Annotated in this window: 25 protein-coding genes; 9 read left to right on the top strand and 16 right to left on the bottom strand. The window is 41.7% G+C overall.

Annotation, left to right across the window (positions count from 1 at the left end; all coding sequences use genetic code 11):
* The first annotated feature begins 188 nt into the window (after positions 1–188).
* Entirely contained in the window at positions 189–1547 is a 1359-nt protein-coding gene (locus tag B6N13_RS22545; RefSeq protein ID WP_012068872.1) for a sodium-dependent transporter, read from the top strand.
* A gap of 116 nt (positions 1548–1663) precedes the next feature.
* On the opposite strand, the gene B6N13_RS22540 is transcribed toward B6N13_RS22545, so the two are convergent.
* Entirely contained in the window at positions 1664–1903 is a 240-nt protein-coding gene (locus B6N13_RS22540; RefSeq protein ID WP_012068871.1) for a DUF2061 domain-containing protein, read from the bottom strand.
* A gap of 95 nt (positions 1904–1998) precedes the next feature.
* The gene (locus B6N13_RS22535; protein WP_248280416.1) at positions 1999–2925 is read right to left on the bottom strand and encodes a MerR family transcriptional regulator; all 927 of its coding nucleotides are present in this window, start codon (positions 2923–2925) and stop codon (positions 1999–2001) included.
* A 183-nt stretch (positions 2926–3108) separates the two neighbouring features.
* Here B6N13_RS22535 and B6N13_RS22530 point away from each other — a divergent pair, with 183 nt between their 5' ends.
* From B6N13_RS22530 to B6N13_RS22515, 4 genes are all read left to right on the top strand, one after another.
* The gene (locus B6N13_RS22530) at positions 3109–4122 is read left to right on the top strand and encodes an FAD-dependent oxidoreductase (protein ID WP_169460674.1); all 1014 of its coding nucleotides are present in this window, start codon (positions 3109–3111) and stop codon (positions 4120–4122) included.
* Positions 4123–4154: 32 nt separating this feature from the next.
* The gene (locus tag B6N13_RS22525) at positions 4155–5135 is read left to right on the top strand and encodes a DUF523 and DUF1722 domain-containing protein (protein WP_012068868.1); all 981 of its coding nucleotides are present in this window, start codon (positions 4155–4157) and stop codon (positions 5133–5135) included.
* A gap of 14 nt (positions 5136–5149) precedes the next feature.
* Positions 5150–6562, top strand: a complete 1413-nt coding sequence (gene phrB / locus B6N13_RS22520) for a deoxyribodipyrimidine photo-lyase (RefSeq protein WP_169460673.1) — start codon at positions 5150–5152, stop codon at positions 6560–6562.
* 152 nt (positions 6563–6714) lie between these two features.
* Positions 6715–7203 carry a MarR family transcriptional regulator gene (locus tag B6N13_RS22515; RefSeq protein WP_012068866.1) on the top strand — a complete coding sequence of 163 codons (489 nt, stop codon included), beginning with the start codon at positions 6715–6717 and terminating at the stop codon, positions 7201–7203.
* 73 nt (positions 7204–7276) lie between these two features.
* Here the strand turns inward: B6N13_RS22515 and dapB are convergent, their stop codons facing one another.
* The 3 genes from dapB to pomA form a co-directional block, all read right to left on the bottom strand.
* Positions 7277–8077, bottom strand: coding sequence for a 4-hydroxy-tetrahydrodipicolinate reductase (gene dapB, locus B6N13_RS22510; RefSeq protein WP_012068865.1), 801 nt, complete (start codon positions 8075–8077; stop codon positions 7277–7279).
* Positions 8078–8214: 137 nt separating this feature from the next.
* Complete coding sequence (locus B6N13_RS22505; protein WP_012068864.1) at positions 8215–9207, bottom strand: flagellar motor protein MotB; 993 nt, start codon at positions 9205–9207, stop codon at positions 8215–8217.
* A 26-nt stretch (positions 9208–9233) separates the two neighbouring features.
* Positions 9234–9989, bottom strand: coding sequence for a flagellar motor protein PomA (gene pomA / locus B6N13_RS22500; protein ID WP_012068863.1), 756 nt, complete (start codon positions 9987–9989; stop codon positions 9234–9236).
* A 174-nt stretch (positions 9990–10163) separates the two neighbouring features.
* Here pomA and B6N13_RS22495 point away from each other — a divergent pair, with 174 nt between their 5' ends.
* Genes B6N13_RS22495 through dxs form a run of 3 tightly spaced genes read left to right on the top strand, consistent with a single transcriptional unit; the run spans position 10164 to position 13213 of the window.
* Positions 10164–10406, top strand: coding sequence for an exodeoxyribonuclease VII small subunit (locus B6N13_RS22495; protein ID WP_072839552.1), 243 nt, complete (start codon positions 10164–10166; stop codon positions 10404–10406).
* Complete coding sequence (locus B6N13_RS22490) at positions 10403–11284, top strand: farnesyl diphosphate synthase (protein ID WP_012068861.1); 882 nt, start codon at positions 10403–10405, stop codon at positions 11282–11284. Before B6N13_RS22495 ends, B6N13_RS22490 begins: the two co-directional genes overlap by 4 nt.
* Before the next feature lie 51 nt (positions 11285–11335).
* Entirely contained in the window at positions 11336–13213 is a 1878-nt protein-coding gene (dxs, locus tag B6N13_RS22485) for a 1-deoxy-D-xylulose-5-phosphate synthase (protein WP_169460679.1), read from the top strand.
* A gap of 87 nt (positions 13214–13300) precedes the next feature.
* Here the strand turns inward: dxs and B6N13_RS22480 are convergent, their stop codons facing one another.
* Entirely contained in the window at positions 13301–14194 is an 894-nt protein-coding gene (locus tag B6N13_RS22480; protein ID WP_169460678.1) for an aspartoacylase, read from the bottom strand.
* Between the two features lie 62 nt (positions 14195–14256).
* Entirely contained in the window at positions 14257–15711 is a 1455-nt protein-coding gene (locus B6N13_RS22475; RefSeq protein WP_012068858.1) for a Na+/H+ antiporter NhaC family protein, read from the bottom strand.
* Between the two features lie 151 nt (positions 15712–15862).
* Here B6N13_RS22475 and B6N13_RS22470 point away from each other — a divergent pair, with 151 nt between their 5' ends.
* Positions 15863–16771 carry a LysR substrate-binding domain-containing protein gene (locus B6N13_RS22470; protein ID WP_012068857.1) on the top strand — a complete coding sequence of 303 codons (909 nt, stop codon included), beginning with the start codon at positions 15863–15865 and terminating at the stop codon, positions 16769–16771.
* 75 nt (positions 16772–16846) lie between these two features.
* Here the strand turns inward: B6N13_RS22470 and sugE are convergent, their stop codons facing one another.
* The 9 genes from sugE to B6N13_RS22425 form a co-directional block, all read right to left on the bottom strand.
* Entirely contained in the window at positions 16847–17164 is a 318-nt protein-coding gene (gene sugE, locus B6N13_RS22465) for a quaternary ammonium compound efflux SMR transporter SugE (protein WP_012068856.1), read from the bottom strand.
* 87 nt (positions 17165–17251) lie between these two features.
* Positions 17252–17491, bottom strand: coding sequence for a hypothetical protein (locus B6N13_RS22460; RefSeq protein WP_012068855.1), 240 nt, complete (start codon positions 17489–17491; stop codon positions 17252–17254).
* Positions 17492–17562: 71 nt separating this feature from the next.
* Positions 17563–17895 (bottom strand): YnfA family protein, encoded by a 333-nt coding sequence (locus tag B6N13_RS22455; RefSeq protein WP_072839548.1) that lies wholly within the window; start codon positions 17893–17895, stop codon positions 17563–17565.
* A gap of 25 nt (positions 17896–17920) precedes the next feature.
* On the bottom strand, positions 17921–18364 hold the full coding sequence (locus tag B6N13_RS22450) for a GNAT family N-acetyltransferase (protein ID WP_169460672.1): 444 nt from the start codon (positions 18362–18364) through the stop codon (positions 17921–17923).
* A gap of 172 nt (positions 18365–18536) precedes the next feature.
* Positions 18537–19301: an anti-sigma factor gene (locus tag B6N13_RS22445; protein ID WP_169460671.1), complete on the bottom strand. Its 765-nt coding sequence runs from the start codon at positions 19299–19301 to the stop codon at positions 18537–18539.
* Entirely contained in the window at positions 19298–19867 is a 570-nt protein-coding gene (locus B6N13_RS22440; protein WP_169460670.1) for a sigma-70 family RNA polymerase sigma factor, read from the bottom strand. The genes B6N13_RS22445 and B6N13_RS22440 overlap by 4 nt, the downstream gene beginning before the upstream one ends.
* 69 nt (positions 19868–19936) lie before the next feature.
* Positions 19937–20353 (bottom strand): cysteine peptidase family C39 domain-containing protein, encoded by a 417-nt coding sequence (locus B6N13_RS22435; RefSeq protein WP_169460669.1) that lies wholly within the window; start codon positions 20351–20353, stop codon positions 19937–19939.
* A gap of 47 nt (positions 20354–20400) precedes the next feature.
* Positions 20401–20877 carry a prolyl-tRNA synthetase associated domain-containing protein gene (locus tag B6N13_RS22430; protein WP_169460668.1) on the bottom strand — a complete coding sequence of 159 codons (477 nt, stop codon included), beginning with the start codon at positions 20875–20877 and terminating at the stop codon, positions 20401–20403.
* A gap of 124 nt (positions 20878–21001) precedes the next feature.
* Positions 21002–21330: group II intron maturase-specific domain-containing protein (locus B6N13_RS22425; protein WP_282434097.1), on the bottom strand; the 329-nt coding region annotated here is incomplete at its 5' end.

Raw genomic sequence — 21330 nt, 5'->3', positions numbered from 1 at the left:
CGAAAAACATCATAAAAGAACATTTTTAGTTGCATATCCGCATCGAAATTCGGAAAATCCCGCCCCTATTCGGAGTTTTGCTTATCAGCATTCATTCATGCTGGTGAAGTGGGAAGCATTGGTATGGGTAAAAAAACCAGCTCCGATCGCTGTTTATATATTTCGCTTTCAATTATTTAGAGATAATTATGACAAATAAAACATCTATCCAAGGCTCGTGGGCGAGTCGATGGATATTCATTTTAGCGGCAACTGGTTCCGCTGTAGGCTTAGGCAACATCTGGAAGTTCCCTTACATCACTGGTGAAAACGGTGGTGGGGCATTTGTTCTTGTTTACTTGGTTTGTATCTTGCTTGTTGGTATTCCAATAATGATGGCTGAAGTCTTTATTGGGCGTCGTGCACGCAAAAACCCTATAGATGCTTTAAGTGATGCAGCTGAAGAATCAGAAAGCTCAAAATCTTGGGGATTGATCGGTTTGATGGGAATGCTATCTGGCGTTCTTATCTTTTCATTTTATTCTGTTGTTGGTGGCTGGGTACTTTATTACATTAAAGTCATGCTAACAGGTGAAATGAATGGTATCTCTTCTGATGATGCTGGTGCAGCCTTCGGCGCCCTTCTTGCAGAACCAACTACACTTTTAGCTTGGCATACTTTGTTTAGTATCATGTCTGTTTTTGTTGTCGCTGCTGGCATCAACAAAGGCATTGAAACTGCGACTCGTATTATGATGCCTGCCTTGTTTGTACTGCTAATCATCCTACTTGGCTATGCGATGACCACTGGTGGCTTTGCGCAAGGTTGGAATTTCATGTTCGAGTTTGACTTCAGCAAGTTAACCTGGAACGCAGCTTTGATTGCATTAGGCCATTCGTTCTTTACCCTATCTTTGGGTATGGGCACCATCATGGCTTATGGCTCTTACATGACCAAAGATGCGTCCATAGGCAAGACTGTATTGGCTATAGGTGCACTAGATACACTGGTCGCTTTGGTTGCTGGCTTAGCTATCTTCCCAATCATCTTCTCTAACGGTATGGATCCTGCAGCAGGCCCTGGCTTAATGTTTATTTCTTTGCCAGTTGCCTTTGGTCAAATGCCTTTCGGTCAGTTGTTTGGTGTTTTGTTCTTTATCTTAGTCGGCGTAGCTGCATGGACCTCTGCGATTTCCTTGCTAGAACCTACTGTTGCCTTCTTGGTAGAGCGCTTCAAATTAAAGCGTATCACAGCGTCTATTGGCTTAGGCATCGTGGTCTGGGGATTAGGCATTGCATGTCTAGGTTCATTCAGCTTCATGTCTGATGTAACCTTCTTCGGCAAAAATACTTTCGATTTCTTAGACTACATTACAGCAAACATCATGCTGCCATTAGGCGGAATTTTGATTGCACTGTTTGCAGGCTGGGTTGTTAAGAATAAGTTCTCACAAGATGAGCTAAACTTGTCTGACACTGTATTTAAACTATGGAATTTTTCGATGAAGTTCACCGCGCCAATCGCAGTTGCTGTTGTATTGTACTTCTTGATAAATCCTATGAAGTAACACTTAAATAATTTAAGTGTTACTAATCTAGCTTTAATACTGACACCGGATCCCACTAGCTTTCTTAGCAAGTGGGATTTCTTTTTTTATAGACTTAAAACTTATAATGATTGAAATCACATCGATCTTAACGCGTAATTCTCACCAGCAGCTTGAATTGTCTTACTCAATTCAGACGCAACGTCAGCTTGCTGAACTTTATTCCAAATAATCTCATGGAAATAAAATGCTACGGTATTAATCGCTGGCTCAACAATAGCAACCAAACCACCTACTAACAAACTCCCCGTAATGAGATACGCTACAGAAAACGCTATCGAAAAGTGCATAACTGCAAAAGTCATTGTTTTAGCCATGTTGAATCCCCTTCTTTCTTTTGTTTGATTAAAAGAAGAGTAAGACAGGTCGATATATAACAAAAATATATTATAAATATGAATTTGATAGTTTTTTACTTTTCAAGCCTATCAATGAAGTCAATCACACCACCCAATGCCTCAGAGTAGACTTTAACCTCTCCAAGATCCGTTACATCAGCATTATGAGCAGCCAACCAAAAACTCGCACCAATCACTGCAACTGGCATTTGCCATTGCTGCATCTGATCAATCAACTCCTCAGCTTTATTAACTAATTCATTTTCACAAAAAACCAATACAGAATGGGCTTTAATACCTTCAATCAAGCTAGACCAATCGTTACTATGCTGTGCATTTGGAACAACACAACAAGACAAACCTTTATCCAATAAAATGGCTGCTGCCATGAAGCACCAAAAGCTGCGCTGGGAAGCTAATCCGGTAATCAAAACTTTAGTCGCACTCTTCTGCTGCGTTTTGAAATTGCTCACTCGAGCGATTAAACACGACAGCACGACCGACTCACAAAATACCAAGGCTGCACCTTTTCCCAGCAACTCAAAGCTTGGTAACAACCAGTCTCGTATAGCGATTTCAGCAGGGTACTGAGAAAAAATTTGCTGATACATCTGCTCAATTTTATCTTCTTGAAAAGCCCTTGCCGCTTTTACCAAGGACTCTTGCCATTCCAACCATTCATTTGATGGAACAACGCCATCGAGCGTCGCACCTTTCTCCAGCAAAGCTCGCACCTTACTAACAGCGACGCCCTGCTGAATCCAGCGCAATATAGCTTCTACACGTTGTACATCGCCTTGATCATACAATCGATGACCTTTGCCAGTACGCTTTGGCTTTAACAAGCCGTAGCGGCGCTCCCAAGCTCGCAATGTGACTGAGTTCACTCCAGTTCTTAGGGATAACTCACGAATAGGAAAATATTCAGAGCTGCCTAATTGCACTAATTCATCTAAAGACTCTTGTTTTTTTGTTTGCGCATCTTGATTTGACTGACTCATACATTTTTCCAACAAATCATTATTCATCTAAGGCAATAAATCTATTGTGACCTAAACTTCTATAACCACCAAAGAGTACACCACAAAAACTATACAAATATTTTTTTGTATAAGATAGTTGCTTTTCTTATACGGTTTTCTATATTGTATAAGAAAAGCAACATAAACACTGGGAAAAATAAAATGAACTCATTAACTACCGGTCAAATTCACACTCCAACCTTTGACATCGCCATTGTTGGTGCTGGTCTGGCTGGCAGCTTGTGTGCGCATTTGCTCTCCCAGTCAGGCCAATCCGTTTGCGTAATAGACAAAAGCCGCGGCAGTGGTGGTCGAGCTAGCAGCAAAAGGGTAGAAGGCGACATCAGTTGTGATCTTGGTACACCTTATATCGTCGCCAAGCACCCTGACACGCTCGCCCTATTCAAACAGCTCACCGAAGAACATGTAGCGGCACCATGGAAACAACTTAGTAAAGCCAGTTCACAAGCTTTTGTCGGTGTGCCAAAAATGAGCGCTATAACTCGTCACTGGGTTCAAAATGCCAGCTTCATTACTAGCACTCGTATCCACCATTTGGATCAGATAACACAACAAGGCGATGATCAGCCAAGCTGGTTATTAAGAGATGATAAATATCAGCCTATTGTAATTGCGAAAAAAATCATCATTGCGGCGCCAGCACCACAAGCCGCATCAATACTGGCTTCACACGAAAAATTAGCTGTACTGTTACTGAGAGCTAATCAGGCGAGTGCATCTTATGAGTCTCAATGGGCGATGTGGTTAGAAACAGAGCCATGTGACTTGAATGCATTGATTGAGCCTAAAGGCTCTCCAATAAAACGCATGATAAAAGACAATTACAAGCCCATGCGCCACAGCGAAAAAGTCGATCGCTGGGTGATTCAAACGACCCCTAACTGGACAAAACAACATCTTGATGCAGAAAAAGATTGGATTACACAAACCTTGCTGCAAGCTTTTGCAGAAATAACAGAACACAGGGTTTTAAAACATGGCGATCCACATCGTTGGTTCCTCAGTCGCTTTGCCGAAAATAAAGGCAATAACCCCTTTGCTTGGTCACCTGAGCACAATGTAGGACTGGTCGGTGACTGGTTATGTCAAGGCGATGCAGAAGGTGCATTAATCAGCGCAATATCTCTCATTAATCATATTAAAAATTCAAAATAGAACAATGACGTTGTCCATTGGAGGACTCATCTATGCCACATTCTCAACCATCACCAGATCAGCTCACACATAAAATTCCCGTCGGAATTAGCGCCTGTCTATTAGGTGAAAATGTTCGATACAACGGTGGGCATAGCCATTCTGACTATTGCGATAAAGTACTCAGCCATTATTTTGAGTATCAAAAATTCTGCCCTGAAGTGGCCGCTGGATTTGGTACGCCCCGCCCAACACTGCGTCTTGAAGGCAATCCAGATGAACCAAGAATGGTCTTCAGTAAAAACTCTGAAGAGGATGTTTCTGAGGTATTCATGGCTGCCTCTAATAAATATCTAGAAAATCTATCGCATTTAGATGGCTACATTTTGATGAAAAAGTCCCCAAGCTGCGGCATGGAGCGTATCAAGGTTTATCAAGAAAACGGTCACCCTCATATGCAAAGAAGCGCAGGCCTTTTTACCAAAGCATTGCAACAGCGTTATCCATTATTGCCAGTGGAAGAAGACGGTCGTTTGAATGATCCTGCGTTACGAGAGAATTTTTTATTACGCGTTTTTACCCATCATGATTTCCGTCACAGCATGGGCCAAGACGCTCAAATGAAAGACCTTATTGCTTTCCATAGCCGTTATAAATATATGGTCATGGCGCATTCTCAACCGATTTATCGCAAACTGGGACGTATGCTTTCAGGTAATGACCCAAGACCCTTTAACCAATTAAAAACGGCTTACTTTGAGATTTTAATGACAACACTCTCAAAACCAGCAGAGCGTAAAAATCACTGCAATGTGCTCATGCATCTTGTGGGTTATTTAAAACATGCAGTGGATGTGTCTGTTCGAAAAGATATTTTGGATGTGGTTGAACAATACCGCCGTGGCGAAGTTAATCTTGCCACGCCTGTCACCTTATTGCATCACTACTTAAAACATTACGGCAGTGAATACATCAACGAGCAAAGCTATTTCATTCCATATCCATCGCCTCTTGGCATCCGTAATACGGTTTAAGGTAACGCAGTATAATGAAAATTACACACCTAGTTTGGTTGAGAAATGACCTTCGCTGTGTGGACAATCCAGCGTTATATTTGGCCTCTTTAGAGGCGAATTTTGCTCGAGAAGGCATTGCTGTTATTGTTACTCCCACACCAAAACAATGGGAACAGCATAACGAATCAGACGCTAAGAATGGGCTTCGTGCTGGGCTAATCAAAAACCTAGCCAAAACCCTGGCAACGCTTGGCATTCCACTTCATACTCTTGAGGCTGATACCTTTGATCAGCTCCCTGATGCCATCACAGTGTTTTGTCTCAGTAATAATATCAAACACCTTTGGTTTAACCGCGATCTACCTATTCACGAGCAACAGCGAGATCAAGCGGTATGCGAGCAATTACAGCAACACCAAATTAGTACTCACGTTCAGGCGACAGATATTATTGTTTCCCAAGATGTGCTTAGCCAGCAAGGCACACCATTCAAGGTCTTCACACCATTCTTTAATCGATGGGTCACCATGCTTGCTCAGCAAGATATAACCCCCCTACCAACGCCTGATCCACAGGCTAAAGCGTTGCCAGAACCCTGTTTGAACCTGACATGGGAAAAACCATTTCGAGACGATTTATGGCCAGCCGATCACGACACAGCGAAACAAAAACTTTGGCAGTTTTGCCACCATAAAGAACGACATTACCAAGAAGGCAGAGATTACCCAATTGAACCTGCCACCAGCACATTATCACCTTATCTTGCATTGGGCGCATTAGGACCAAGACAATGTCTAGAAGCGATTTTCTACACCTGTAACCAAGAAGAAAGACGCTGGCAAGACAGCATTTGGTTAAAGGAACTTGCGTGGCGCGACTTCTACCGTCAACTGATGTCACATTTTCCTTTTCTTTGTAAGAGCCGTCCGTTCAAACCAGAAACAAGCGCGTTGATTTGGCGACAAAATGAGGAAGAATTCCAAGCATGGTGCGAAGGTAGAACGGGGTTTCCAATTGTTGATGCCGCTATGCGTCAGCTTAACCAAACGGGTTGGATGCATAACCGTTTAAGAATGGTCGCTGCTAGCTTCTTTACCAAGCTCATGTTTGCAGACTGGCGCAGAGGTGAAGCTTATTTTATGAGCAAATTGATTGACGGTGAATTCGCAGCGAACAATGGCGGCTGGCAATGGAGCGCATCTACGGGATGTGATGCAGCCCCCTATTTCCGCGTTTTCAATCCAACCAGGCAATCACAAACCTATGATAAGAACGGTGATTTCATTCGACGTTTTGTGCCTGAACTCACCAAACTGGATGCAAAGTCCATTCATGATCCAAAACCGGAACAAAGAAAACAATGCCATTACCCAGAACCAATTATTGACTATAAACCAGCAAGACTAGCGGCTATCGCGGCATTTGATGAATTAAAAGGGCATTAAGCTAAATGCGTTTTTACAGGAACCATATCAAGCATATTGGCAAAGCAGAAAAATACACCTATACTTTGAGCTGTAATATTTCTCAAACTAAGCTTTTACAGATCAAAACAAAATTATACTGTCTGTAAAATTTTTTGGATTAATTAATTGCTATGCCTGATTCACCACAACACTTACACGATGTCCTTGTCCACCTACGACGCATTATCCGTGCTACAGATCTACAATCGAAGCGCGTTGTAAAGGCCTGTGGACTAACAATCCCTCAAATCATGGTGCTTCGCTCTATTGAAGAGCTAGGCGATGTGACTGTACGAAAAATCTCTGACAGTGTGTCCCTAAGCCAAGCGACAGTAACGACCATACTCAACCGCCTAGAAGATAGGAAATACGTGGAACGAGTTAGAGGGCAAAAAGACAAGCGTATCGTTAATGCTCGCTTAACCCCCTTAGGCATAGAAATATTAAAAACCACGCCGCCGCTTTTGCATGAAAAATTCATCGATGAGTTTAACTCGTTAGAAGGCTGGGAGCAGACTCAAGTACTCTCATCATTGCAACGCATCGCCATGATGATGGATGCAGAGAATTTAGATGCAGCCCCCTTACTGGATATCAATTCACCTGATGCGCTAGTTTAAAAACAAACGTAACTAAACAAAAATGGCCGCTAATCCGCGGCCATTTTTGATTTAATATAATACCATCAAAGCATTATTTTAAATTCAGTACATCCTGCATATCATACATACCAGCTGACTTACCTTCCAACCAGCTTGCTGCTCGTACTGCACCTTTAGCGAAAGTCATACGGCTACTAGCCTTGTGAACAATCTCAATACGCTCACCTTCGGTAGCAAACCAAACGCTGTGCTCACCAACTACATCACCAGCACGGATAGTTTCAAAGCCGATTTCTTTTTGAGTACGAGCACCAGTCTGACCTTCTCGGCCATAAACTGCACAATCTTTTAAATCACGACCCAATGCCTCAGCAACCACTTCACCCATTCGCAATGCTGTACCAGATGGAGAATCAACTTTATGGCGGTGATGAGCTTCAACTATCTCTACATCATATTCATCGCCCAAGATCTTCGCAGCGGTAGCAAGTAACTTAAGGGTTAAATTGACACCAACGCTCATATTTGGAGCAAAAACAACTGCAGATTGTTGAGCCGCATCGTTTAACTTCGCTTTTTCAGCATCGTTTAAACCAGTTGTACCAACAACAATGGCTTTTTGATGCTTAGCACAAAAATCTGCATTTTCTAACGTTAAACTTGGCGTAGTGAAGTCAATCAAAACATCAAAATCATTCACACAATCCGCCAATGACGCAACGGCTGCGACACCCAATTTACCAACACCAGCGATTTCACCTGCATCAGCACCAATCAAACTACTGCCAGGTTTTAAAATTGCCGCACCCAAAGAAACGTCTTTAGCATCATGGATCGCGGTGATTAAATTTTTTCCCATGCGCCCTGATGCGCCAATAACTGCTACTCGCATTTATCTACTTCCTCAATTTTGTCTGCACAAACCATAGCAAAAATTCACTTAAATCTCAGCATTAAAAATCAATACGGCATACTGTAAAGCATAAAAAAGGAGCAGAAGCTCCTTTTTTATGCTGATAGGCCAGTTAATTAAAATATTTCATTTGGCTTCAATTCATCAACCATATTTCGATCAAATTCAATAACACCATCTGACGGTATCTCGTCTACTGTGTTACGCATTTTCGGGCGAGATGTATCATTTTGCTTAATAATAATTTCAACACGTCGATTAGTTGCACGATGTGCAGGCGTATCATTGGGCACCAAAGGACGTGTGTCAGCATAACCCGTTACTGCAAATCGACCTTGATCAAGTTGTCCGGTAGAAAAAAGTTCCTCAGCTACAGAAATAGCTCGCGCTGATGACAATTGCCAATTCGAACGGAATCGACTACTTGCTATAGGAACATTATCAGTATGCCCTTCTACCGAAATAGTACCTTGAATCCCAACAAGAACATCTCGGATCAAATCAATAACAGGAATGAAATCATAATTTAACTCAGCAGAACCTGACTCAAATGATCCTTGATCCTTAATCCGAATCGTAATGGTCTGTTCTTGTGTTTCAATTTCCACTGTACCTTTTGAAACCTCTTCTCGCATAACAGAGGCAATCATTTGAGCATTACTTTCTGTTTCTTGAATTTTTTTCTCTTTATCAAGGTCCGCTTTAGATTTATCGACAAAGGTTACTGGAGCAGGCGATCCAGAATTGCTTTGCTCTTTTAATTCGGCATCACCAGGCTTACAAATAACTTCAAGCGTATTTTCTGGTGTGCTATCTGCTTTTTGTTTAACTTCATTAATTGGTGTCGGTTCAGGACGACCAGGACTAAACTCCTGTGCAATCACAGAGGTTCCCATAGGAATAGAGTCCGCTTCAACTTCACGCTGTACACCAAATGCCACTTTCAATGATCCTGCAAGTTGCTTAAATTTCAAAACATCCATTTCAGCGAATGACAGCAAAAGAACAAAGAAACACATCAACAAAGACATGAGATCCGCAAAAGTTCCCATGTAAGCAGGTAAACCCTCTACACATTCGGGGCAATCTGACTCTTCTTCATCACTCATTATCGAATCCGTTTACAACTAAAATATTATTCACGCTCAATTCGCTTACCTTCTGCGATGTAAGTCTTCAGTGCGCCATCCAAAATACGAGGGTTCTGACCTGACTGGATGGCAAGCAAGGCATCCAAAATCAACTTCTGGCAGGTCAATTCTTCATCTGCACGAATATTCAACTTCGCCTGTATAGGTAAGCACACCATGTTGGCTAACATAGCTCCATAAAGAGTAGTCAACAAGGCAACGGCCATCGCAGGACCAATTGCTTTTGGGTCAGACATGTTTGCTAACATCTGCACCAAGCCAACCAATGTTCCTATCATGCCCATCGCAGGCCCCACATCACCAAAAGCTTTAAATACTTTCGCGCCTGCACTATGCCGATAATAAGACTGGTTCATATCCTTAGATAGCTGATTTTTCACAACGTTACCATCATGGCCATCCACCAGCATTTGGATACCTTTTGATAAAAATGGATGACTCACTTCTTTACCTTCTAATGAAAGCAACCCTCCCTTGCGAGCTTCATCAGCAAGACCATATATCTCATCGATCAAAGTGTCTAACGGAACGCTTTTAAACATAAAAGCTTTTGCTGCGACTTTCCCTGCGCTCAAAAATTGACTTAAAGGATATTGCATCAAAACAACAAAGGTAGAACCGACTAATACAATCAGTGTTGACGCAGTGTCGATGAACATTCCTGCTGACCCACCAACAAAAATGGCGGCAATAATTACTATAAAAGATCCAACAAGTCCTATTAACGTTGCGATATCCACACACGTCTCCCAACAAAAAAGCTATAATACTACCAATACATTTTAATGATTCTATACGAAACAAAGAGGAAGAATGACATCTTCTTACATGATTTTTGTAATTTTCGTTAACACCTCCTCGAACAGTAGGTCATTTTCTGTTACAAAACGTAGGTTCAAACAAGAGTAGTCATCATGTCTAGAAAAACCAATGTCCGTCATTTTGAAGAAAACCTCAGCGAATTAGATACTCTCGTCACTCAGCTTGAGTCTAATCAGCTCTCTCTTGAAGAGGCACTAAAAGCCTTTGAAAAAGGTGTTAAACTTAGCCAAGAATGTCAGTCTGTTCTCACCCAAGCTGAGCAAAAAGTTCAAATACTATTGGAAAAACAAGATGGTGAGCACCTAGAAACTTTTGACCCGGAATTAAATTCGTGACTTTAAACGATTTTTCTCAATATGCTCGCCGTAGAGTTGATGACTACCTTACGCTTAATTTAGGCCAATACGAACCTGCAACCCATTTACAGAATGCCATGGCATATAGCCTATTTAATGGTGGCAAACGTGTTCGCCCTATGCTGACCTATGCCGCCGCATCCTTATTTGGCGAAGCTAATAACCTTACAGATGCCAGTGCAGCGGCGATAGAGTCCATACATGCTTATTCCTTAATTCATGATGATCTGCCTGCTATGGACGACGACGACCTGCGTCGCGGCAAACCTACTTGCCACATACAGTACGATGAAGCGACCGCCATACTTGCAGGTGATGCATTACAAACGTTTGCCTTTGAGTTATTGAGCAACCCGAAACACCAAAGTACTAAAGTGCAGCTACAATTGATTCAAGAACTTGTTCACGCTTCTGGTCGTCATGGCATGGTTACCGGACAAATGATTGATTTGGCCAATGTTGGCAACAGCATCAATATTGATGAACTTGAGCAAATGCACCAACATAAAACAGGCGCACTTATTCGAGCTAGTATTCGTATGGGAGCCATCAGCACTGGTGCCAAAAGCGAAGCTGATTTTGCTGCACTAGATGCTTATGCCGCAGCAATTGGCCTAGCTTTTCAAGTTCAAGACGACATCATTGATATTACCAGTGATACAACAACGCTGGGCAAAACTCAGTTCTCGGATGAAGAGGCAAACAAACCAACTTATCCTAAGCTGCTTGGTTTAGCAGGCGCTCAAGTGCTAGCTCAAAACCTACATAGCCAAGCCATTACAGCGATTTCGCCATTTGGTGACGCAGCTCAGCCTTTAGTTGAGCTTGCGAACTATATTATTGGTCGCAACCACTGATATACTTACCCGCTTTTTTTAGATTAATTAAATGTGACCAAACCTGTGCCGATGTTCGAAGAGATACCTACAGCGCGACCTGACACGCCGCTACTTGATGAAGTCAACTCACCAGCTGACTTACGCGCCTTTAAAAAAGAGCAATTGCCAGCTCTTGTCCGCGAATTACGAGAGTTCATGCTTTACAGTGTTGGACAAACTGGCGGCCATTTTGGCGCAGGTCTTGGTGTCGTAGAACTTACGGTTGCCCTGCATTATTTATACAACACACCAGAAGATCGCATTGTTTGGGATGTAGGTCATCAAGCCTACCCCCATAAAATTTTAACGGGTCGTCGTGAAGCTTTGCTCAACATTCGACAAGAAAACGGTATATCGGGATTCCCCAAACGCGATGAAAGTGAATACGATACTTTTGGTGTTGGTCATTCAAGTACGTCTATTGGTGCTGCACTGGGTATGTCTCTCGCTGCACGACAACTAAAAACTGGCCGCAAAGCTGTTGCTATCATTGGCGACGGAGCCATGTCTGCAGGCATGTCATTCGAAGCACTTAATCACGCAGGTGATGTTAAAGCTGACATGTTGGTCATTTTAAATGACAACGAAATGTCCATATCAAAACCAGTTGGTGCATTATCTAGTTACTTTGCTCGCATATGGGCCAGCAAGACCTACGACAACATTAGAGAAGGTGGAAGAAAAGTCTTCTCAGGCTTACCTTCTGCATTAGAACTCGCTCGTAAAGCCGAAGAACACATGAAAGGTATGGTATCGCCTGGTATGATGTTTGAGGAGCTAGGTTTTAACTATATCGGGCCAATTGATGGTCACGATATGGATCATTTATTGACAACCATTGCCAATTTGAAAGACAGAAAGGGACCTCAATTCCTGCATGTCATCACCAAAAAAGGCAAAGGCTTTGAACCTGCTGAAGGTGATCCAATAGGCTATCACGCCATCAATAAGATAGAACCAGACCCAAAACCCAATGTAGACAAAAGCAAATTGCCCAAATACTGCAATGTCTTTGGTAAATGGGTATGTGATGCCGCCGAACAAGACGACAAATTGGTTGCTATCACGCCAGCTATGAAAGAAGGCTCTGACCTCATTGAATTTGCTGATCGCTTTCCAGAGCGATATTTTGATGTTGCCATTGCTGAACAACATGCCGTGACATTAGCAGCCGGAATGGCTTGCGATGGAATCAAACCCGTAGTTGCAATTTACTCAACTTTCCTACAGCGTGCCTACGATCAACTTATTCACGATGTTGCCTTGCAGAATTTGGATGTTTTATTCGCCATTGATCGAGCAGGATTGGTGGGTGAAGATGGTCCTACTCATGCTGGTGTTTACGATTTAAGCTATCTTCGTTGTATTCCAAACATGGTTGTTATGGCTCCGTCAGACGAAGACGAATGCCGTAAAATGCTACAAACTGGCTATGAATACAAAGGCCCAGCTGCAGTACGTTATCCGCGAGGAACAGGCCAAGGCGTCGACATTGAATCAACACTAAGCACACTCAAAATTGGTAAGTCTCGTACACTACGCACAGGGCAATCAGGTATTGTTATCTGTGGTTTTGGCCGCCCTACTTACGATGCGCTAAAAGCTGCGAATACATTAGACGCAACCTTGCTCGACATGCGCTTTGTTAAACCGATCGATGAAGAAGCGTTACTTACTCATCGCGATGCAAAGCTCATCGTCACCGTTGAAGAAAATGCCATCATGGGCGGAGCAGGATCAGCAGTTAGTGAGTTCCTAATTGCGAACAATATAAACATCCCAACACTTCACCTTGGTCTTCCAGATCAATATGAAGAACATGCTAGCCATGCTTCCATGCTAAAACGCGTAGGACTGGATGCAGATGGTGTTCAGAAATCCATCGAGTTAAAACTGACCCATTTGTAATCACAAGCCATTAAAAATAAGGCCAGATTAATTCTGGCCTTATTTTTTAGTCTGTGGAAGCATTTAGTCAGCCATTTATAATCTCGACTACTTATAATCCTGACACGACATCACAATTTTTTTAGAAAGCGTCATAGCGCTATGACTTGTGTGATAAGCCGCTTCATTAATAAATAATGGATACGCGGTGTAACCCCCCTGCCAAGTAATCTTTTCGCCAGCAAACGTTTCCATTATCACCTGACCTGGCTCTATTGGCTGAAAGTCTTTCTGATCAACCAGACTAGATACCAAACCTTCTCTCTGTCCATTTTCGTTAACTGGCAAATGTAGATTTTCAGAATATTGAAATGCATCATATTCATCTGGTATTTCTAAAGCTGAGCCGCTATTACAAAGCTCAACAAAGTCCAAAATATGCTTTGTCATTTCCTCCATTAAACTCAGGGTTTCTTGTTGAAGCACTGAATTTGGTTGAGGCCCTACTTCAACTGTTACACCTTGCTGAGCCACAGTAAGTAAGAAGTTCTGCTTTTCTTCAGGTACATTATCCTGAAAATAAATATTAGCGTGCGGCATACAATGTTTTACATAACCACCTAACAAAACTGTAAAAGCATTTTTACGTTGTAACATCAAACAAGCTCCCATATTTGATGTTGTATTATGTAAATCAATCAAAAATTCATAGGGGGAATTACCTTTAGGACCAAACTCAATATTAATTTTTTTGGCCAATAACGCTTCGTACCCTGTCTTATCCATATCATCAAGGCCGACACCAAACTCACGATTCAGATCTGTTTCAATATAACGAACGGATTGCTCACAGGCTCTTGGGTTAACAATACGAGCGGTAATATCCAATGTATCCCATTGCTTCAATGTTTGTTGAGCCAACCATTTTTTCACCAAATAAATACCGGATAATTCATTTCCATGAGTGCCACCGATTAAGGCAATACGCTGCATTTTTTTCATATTCACTTAGATCTCCAAAACGCCGCACAACATCCATAGTGGCGGCGCATTTAATTAAAACGTTATGACCAATTCGTATACTGAGCAAAGACAAGAAATACCCAACTAAGTACATAAACCATTATAATGACCGGGAAAATAGTCTTAACCCATTCAGAAAAGCCCACTCGTGCTAATGCCAGCATGGCTAAAGTGCCCCCTGACGTTGGAATGATTAAATTGGTAATACCATCACCAACCTGAAAAGCGAGAATCATTACTTGGCGACTAATGCCCACCAAATCAGCAAGAGGAATGAGAATCGGCATAGTCACTAAAGCTTGACCTGAACCACTTGGAATGAATAAGTTAATAATTCCTTGAATCACACTAATGGTGACCGCAATTAGCGCATCCGGCATGAAGTCAATCAGCAAATTTAAGGTATGTACTATGGTGTAAATGATTTGACCATCTTCAAGCACAACCTTTATGGACGCGGCTAGACCAATAACCAAAGCCCCAGCCGTTACTTTCGAAGCCCCGTCAATCATATGTTTTACGTATTGATTCGCACCGATACGACAAATAGCGGCAATGACAATGGACATAATGATAAAGACAGCAGTAATTTCTTTAATATACCAACTGCGGCCTAACGCCCCCGTTCCCGCGAGATAAGAACACCCAGCAATAACCACAATACCTGCCAAAAAAACCAACATAACGCAGACATCACGAGAGTTCATGCGATAATCAGAAAGCTGTTTGGACAGTTGATCCGATGCTGATTCTTCTGCTTTGGCTTTTGGCACAACAAATTTAGTAATGTACCAAGCCAATAGACTTAGAGACAAAAAGGTCAGAATACAACGCAACAAAGCACCAGAAAAAATAGGCAAGCCCGCAATACTTTGAGATACACCGACGGTATAAGGATTAATAGGAGAGAGAGCAAAACCGATTCCAATACCACCTATCGCAATACAGGCGCCAACAAGGTTTTTATAGCCAAGCGCACTGGATACCAATAAGGCCACTGGTACCAAAGCAATGTTATTTTCAAAACCAACAGCAATACCAAACACACCATATAAATAAGTCGATAACCAAATAAGTAAATTACCGCGCTTAAGTCCTATGCGCTTAACCGATGTACCGACAAAATTTTCCAGTGCGTTAGTGCGATATAAAATATTAAAGAGACCGCCAGCAATGAATACAATAAACAGATACTGCGCAGATTGAATTAGCCCTTGCGGTATGGCCACAAAAATATCAAAGACATTATTCACCATAGAAGCAAGAGTGTTACTGCCAGTATTCTCAGCTAAATAATGAAACGATCCCGCAACCACACGTTGCCGACCATCAACTTTTTCTAGATCATAAGCTCCTTTTGGCACTATCCAAGAAAGCGCACTGGCCACCAATAAAATATAAAATATCAGCACCATTGGATCTGGCATTCTTAAGTACCAAGCCCGTTTATCTTTTTCCTGATTCGAATAGCTTTTATCTTCATTAATATCCGGCACAATAGTTCCCCATATTTTGTTTTTTTATATCCGCATTTTTTGCGAACTTATGAATAATCAACTCAATTAAGAATAAATATTTCACATATAAGCTATTCGAACAATAGCCATTTATGTATAGTTATATTCGAAAAAACTATGGACTATAGCGATGCAATACAAACAACTTCAAGCCTTTTTAGCTGTTATTGAGAAAGGATCTTTCTCTCAAGCGGCCATGACATTGCAAGTATCTCAGCCTTCAATAAGTCGACTTATCAAAGACTTACAGGACAGCATTGGCTTTGAATTATTCCAAAAACAAAAAGGAAGAATGATTCCAACAGCCGAAGCTATGGCTTTTTACGAAGAAGTAAAAGGGGTTATCCATGGTATTCATCATCTAGAAAATTTTGCAGAAAATTTAAAGCAGTCCACCCATGGAAGCCTAACCATTGGCTCAACTCCTGCGTTAGCAACTCAGTTAACTCCGACTTTAGTGCGCCATTTTGTTAACGAAAATCCAGATGTTCACATCAGTTTATTAACAGACAGTGTTGATCAACTAATGAGAGGGTTAAGGCATGCCAAATACGATCTAATTCTTACGAATCATGCAGACTATCATTCGGGTTTTATTGAAGAACCGTTAATCGATGTTGATTGGGTGTGTGTTCTACCAGAAAACCATTCTTTGGCACAAAAAGATGTGATAACACCTACAGATTTAAATGGCGAAAACCTTCTAAAATTGATTGATGAAGATGGTATGGAATGGCACAGCCATAAAAGTTTGTTGAAAGAACATAACATTAAAATCCGTTCACAGTTTTCCACTCAGCGTTCTCTTTCAGGATATGGAATGGTAGCAGCTGGACTCTGTATTGCGCTCTTAGATCCCTTTAACGCTAGCATGTGGACCGGACTAAATGTGGTAACTCGGCCTTTTAGACCACAATTAAAATATCGCTATACTATGTATTATTCTGCGGACCATATTCGTAGTAAATTATCGAGAGAGTTTTCGGCTTGTGCAAAACGCAACATAAAAAAAATGCCTCTATATAAAAGCATTAAATAAACTCACTTATGACATTAAAATCAAACATAGCGCTAAAAAATCTAGCGCTATGTTTGATTAAGAAGCTACTGTTAGTTAAGAGCTAGTCAATTTCAAACCCACTATTCCAGCGCAGATTAAGCCAAGACTGATTAGCTTTAATGTCTGGGCTGATTCATCAAACAACAGAATACCTAGTATTGCTGTGCCAACCAAACCTATGCCAACCCATACTGCATAAGCCACACCTACAGGCAATGTTTTCATCGCCAAACCAAGTAATACAAAGCTAACAACCAATGACAAAATAGTCCCTATCGAAGGCCATAACTTGGTAAAGCCCTCGGTATATTTCAAGCCAATAGCCCAACTTACTTCCAACAACCCTGCAATGACTAGAATAAACCAGCTCATAAAAAACACCTCATGTTATGAGGTCGTCCTCATTATTAATTGGAGCGGTGAGGTCGTCCCCACATCATTAGTCTTTAACATTATATTTTAAGAAACGTCTTGCCTAGCTCGAACTATCGCAGAATCTACAGCAGACAAAGCCTGCGGACTATTTTTCCAACAGGTTGTTCTCAACATCGAAGCAACCATACCAGCGATATCTTTTGCTTCATAAGCAGCCAGTTTTTCGAATGAATCAATACCGATTTCTTCAAAACGCTTAATAACGGTAGGCCCAACACCTTTCAATTCAAGTAATGCTTGTTTCTCTTGCTCTGAAAATGCCATGTTTAAAATCTCTCCCTCAGTTAACATTTATCCTTTAGATCTGCCCGTTTAAAGCTGTCAATTAAACCATATTATGTAGTCCGTGGCGCAAACATAATAATAGCCATACCTAAAAGCGCCACAGCAGACCCAATCATATCCCAAGTGGTTGGACGAATACCGTCAACAATCCACAACCATAAAACAGCCATAAAGATATAAACGCCACCATAAGCGGCATAGACTCTTCCTGATGCAGTTGGATGCAAAGTCAGCAGCCAAGTAAATACAGCTAAACTTAACGCCGCTGGCACTAGTAACCAGATCGTTTTCCCTTCACGCAACCAAAGATAAGGCAAGTAACAACCGACAATCTCTGCCAATGCCGTCAGCATAAAAAGACTTATTGTTTTTAACTCAGGCAAAAAAGAGTTCCTTCTAATGATGTGGTCAACGTGCCAGACACATAGGTACAAAGCGAATGCCATTAAAATCAGCCTCACTTCCTGTTGCCTCAAACCCATAAGATTCATAAAAGCCAACCGCATTCACCGACGAACACAGGCTGATTTCTTTAGCTTCTGACGTATCTAATAAAGCATTAAGGAGTCGCTTTCCTATTCCCTGACCTTGCACTGATTTAGAGACAAATAAATGAGTAAGATAATTGCCATCGCGTAACGCACCAAAACCAACGATCTCACCAGTACAAACAACTTTAAGTATCTGAAAACGGCCTATATCAAAAGTGGTTACTATCTCTGGTAAAACCCGTGATTCGTACGCCATTTTTCCCTGCTCATTAAAATGAGGCAATACATCCACTTCAGATACTTGAGTAACAAACTGCTTTACGGCTTCTAAATCAGTAAGCTCAACGTGCAAAATTTCCATTTTTTTCCTGTCATTTCTAGTGTTATTAAAGAGAGTTGTATCAATAAAACAACACAAACTCTAGACAAAAAAGGTTTCAAAAATACGTTTTTTTATTTGCTCTATATAAGAGAAGAAAACATAAAAAAAGCCGACCTAATTTTTGATCGGCTCTCCTAATTAACTGCTTCTATCACAAAGATGTTGGATACAGCCTGCCATGAATAGCAGGGCCAGTTGGCACACCGGTTGGAGAACCACCTGCAGGTTCAACACTGATCCCAAATGTTGCGTGTCGGATCACAGCTGGATCATAATTAATTTGTTTTTGAATCGGTGCAGCAACATTAGCTAACAAACCTAAGGAGCGTGGAGCTGGACCAATTTCATCGGCTTTAATCCATAGCTGATAGGTTTTACCTTCTCCCTGCCCTTGTGCTGTAACAGGACGAACGGTAAGTTGTCGAGTTTCTATATCCAGAGACATAATGAAAGCTGGCTGCTTATCATCGGCTTGAAATACTGCCACAAAAGGCGCGTTAGCCTGAACACTTGGCGCTACCGGTGCTTTAACAACCATAAAGATCGCCAGGCAAGCAGCAATGGCGGACGTTCCCAGCGCCGTAAATTTCCAGCGTTTTAGCTTGGCACGCATCGCATCCATCTCGACAACTATATTAGATGCCACAGAACTAATTACCGTGTCATTCTCTACTTTTTGATCAGTTTTTTGATCCAGCTTGAGCAAAATATCATCCAAGAGGTCTTTTCTTGGTTCAGCCGCTTGAACGTATTCGTTCAAGCCTGCGAGACGAGATTGCCACTGTAAAATAGCTTGTTCAAGAGCAGGTTCTTTCGCACGTCGTATTTCGACTGCATCTCTTTCATCTTTATCCAAAGTACCGAGTACATACTCAGCAGCCAATGTCTGAATCGAAGTTTCTTCGTGGTTATTCATAAATTCATACAACCTTGCAGCTGCTTAATGCTGCGATGAAGCCAAGTTTTAATAGTACCTAGCGGCTGCTCAAAACGTTCTGCAAGCTCTTGACGAGAAAAGCCGTCTAGATACGCGGCCTTAATCATCTCCGCACGAGGCGATTCAAGTTCAGCTAAGCAAGCTTCAAGTTTTAATAAATCTCGGCTCTTAGTAAAAGAGTCATCCGGCGCCATCGAATCATCTGCTATTAAATCAAAATCTACATCGACATCACTGTCTGGCAGATTATTCTTGCGCACCTCATCAATCGTTCGATTACGTGCAATGGTGGCCATCCAAGTTATTGGTGACGCTACGCTAGCATCAAAACTCGCCGCTTTTTCCCACACTTTGAGGTACACCTCTTGCAGCACCTCTTCAGAGGCAGCCTGATTCTTCAAGATACGATAAACAATGCCAAAAAGTTTCCGATGGGTAGCCTCATATAACTCAGAGAAGGCCAGGCGATCTTCTTGAGCAACTCTAAGCAGCAAATTTGCTAATGATTCTGTCGTGTGCTGTTCCGATAATAAAGATTGATTCATAAGACTCGTATCGATTAGGTACCCACTTCGTAGAATGTCAGTATTACACTATTTATGGCCAACCCCAAATCAAGGCACTATAACTTCAATAAACCATTTAGGCTGCATACTCTCGAAATCTGTTCGAATATTGGAAGGTAAATAACTGGCAGAATCTAGCACAAAAGATTTACCATCAACTCGTTTAAACACCACCCAATGCCAGAAATTTTTACCCTCTTCTTGATGGTACTTAATAGCTAACAGAGCTAGATCAGGCAATATAGCCCACGACGTAAAAGGAACCTCATAGGCAGATGTTTTCACGTCAGTAGCAGACAGCATTTGTCTAACATACTGGGTATCCGACCAAAGAGATTTATCATCAGCATAAATTCCCATCGCATTGGCAGAGGCTTTCATTTGTGAATAGGTTTTACCCAAAATATTCGCCACAGCAGCGATACCACATCCCGTGGTTTCTTCTTGTATTACAGGGCCTAGCATCTATAACTCCTTGAACGTATTAAACTGCCAGAAAACCAGTTAAACATTTAAAGCTTAATGATCTTACTCACCCTCCCCAAATGCTCAAACAACGTTTCAATATCACTAAGCTTAATAACTAAGGTAGAGGTATTCACCAAGGGATGACATTGTAATGCCTCGGATTGCCATATATCTTGATCAACAATGAGTTCGACGAAACCGTCTGGGTCATTGATAACGCCCAAGATAGACACTGAACCGGGCTTTGTACCTAGGTACTTATCTAGGCGTTCAGGCGAGGCAAAGCTCAACTGTTTAACATCAAGGCAGTCAGACAAAAAGTTTAAATCTACTTGTTTTTCATCCGAAACAACAACTAAAAAATGTCGCTTTCCTTTGCGATCTCGTAAAAACAAATTCTTCGTTTTCGCGCCGGATATATGAGTATTTATAAGATTGGCTTCTTCACACGTATAAACAGGGGCATGATCAAACTTCTCATATGAAATGCTCAACCCATTAAGTGTTTCAAATACATCCATAGCTCACTCTCCAGAACTTTCCATAAAACCTAGCCTAACAAAAAACTAAGAACATATCGAGTAGGGTGAGGCGTTGCCGCCTCATCCCTCTCACAGAACCGTACGTACGGACCTCGTATACGGCTCATGCAAACTTCCATTCAGTATAAACACTGAACACATACCCCGTTCTCACTTCTTCAAGATTCACCAAACCTTGCTCATCGAACCATTTGTTTGGCATCGCGTGGCTGGCTAATGGACTCGCTGCATTTCTCCAACTGGTCATCGAGATGTACTTAAACGGCGGCTTGTAGCCCAGTTGCTTGAGCCTTCGATGCAGCCGTTTAGGTTTCTTCCATAATTTTAGTTKAGCACTGCGAAGCCGTCTCCTTAACCATTGGGCGATTTTCTTGAATTCACCACTCGCATTGGCAATCCTGAAGTACTGTCTGAACCCTCKTAATAGCGGAT

This window comes from Marinomonas sp. UCMA 3892, from assembly GCF_012726345.1.
Classification (GTDB): domain Bacteria; phylum Pseudomonadota; class Gammaproteobacteria; order Pseudomonadales; family Marinomonadaceae; genus Marinomonas.
Note: the sequence above shows the minus strand (reverse complement) of the source record. Positions and strands in the feature narration are given on the sequence as shown.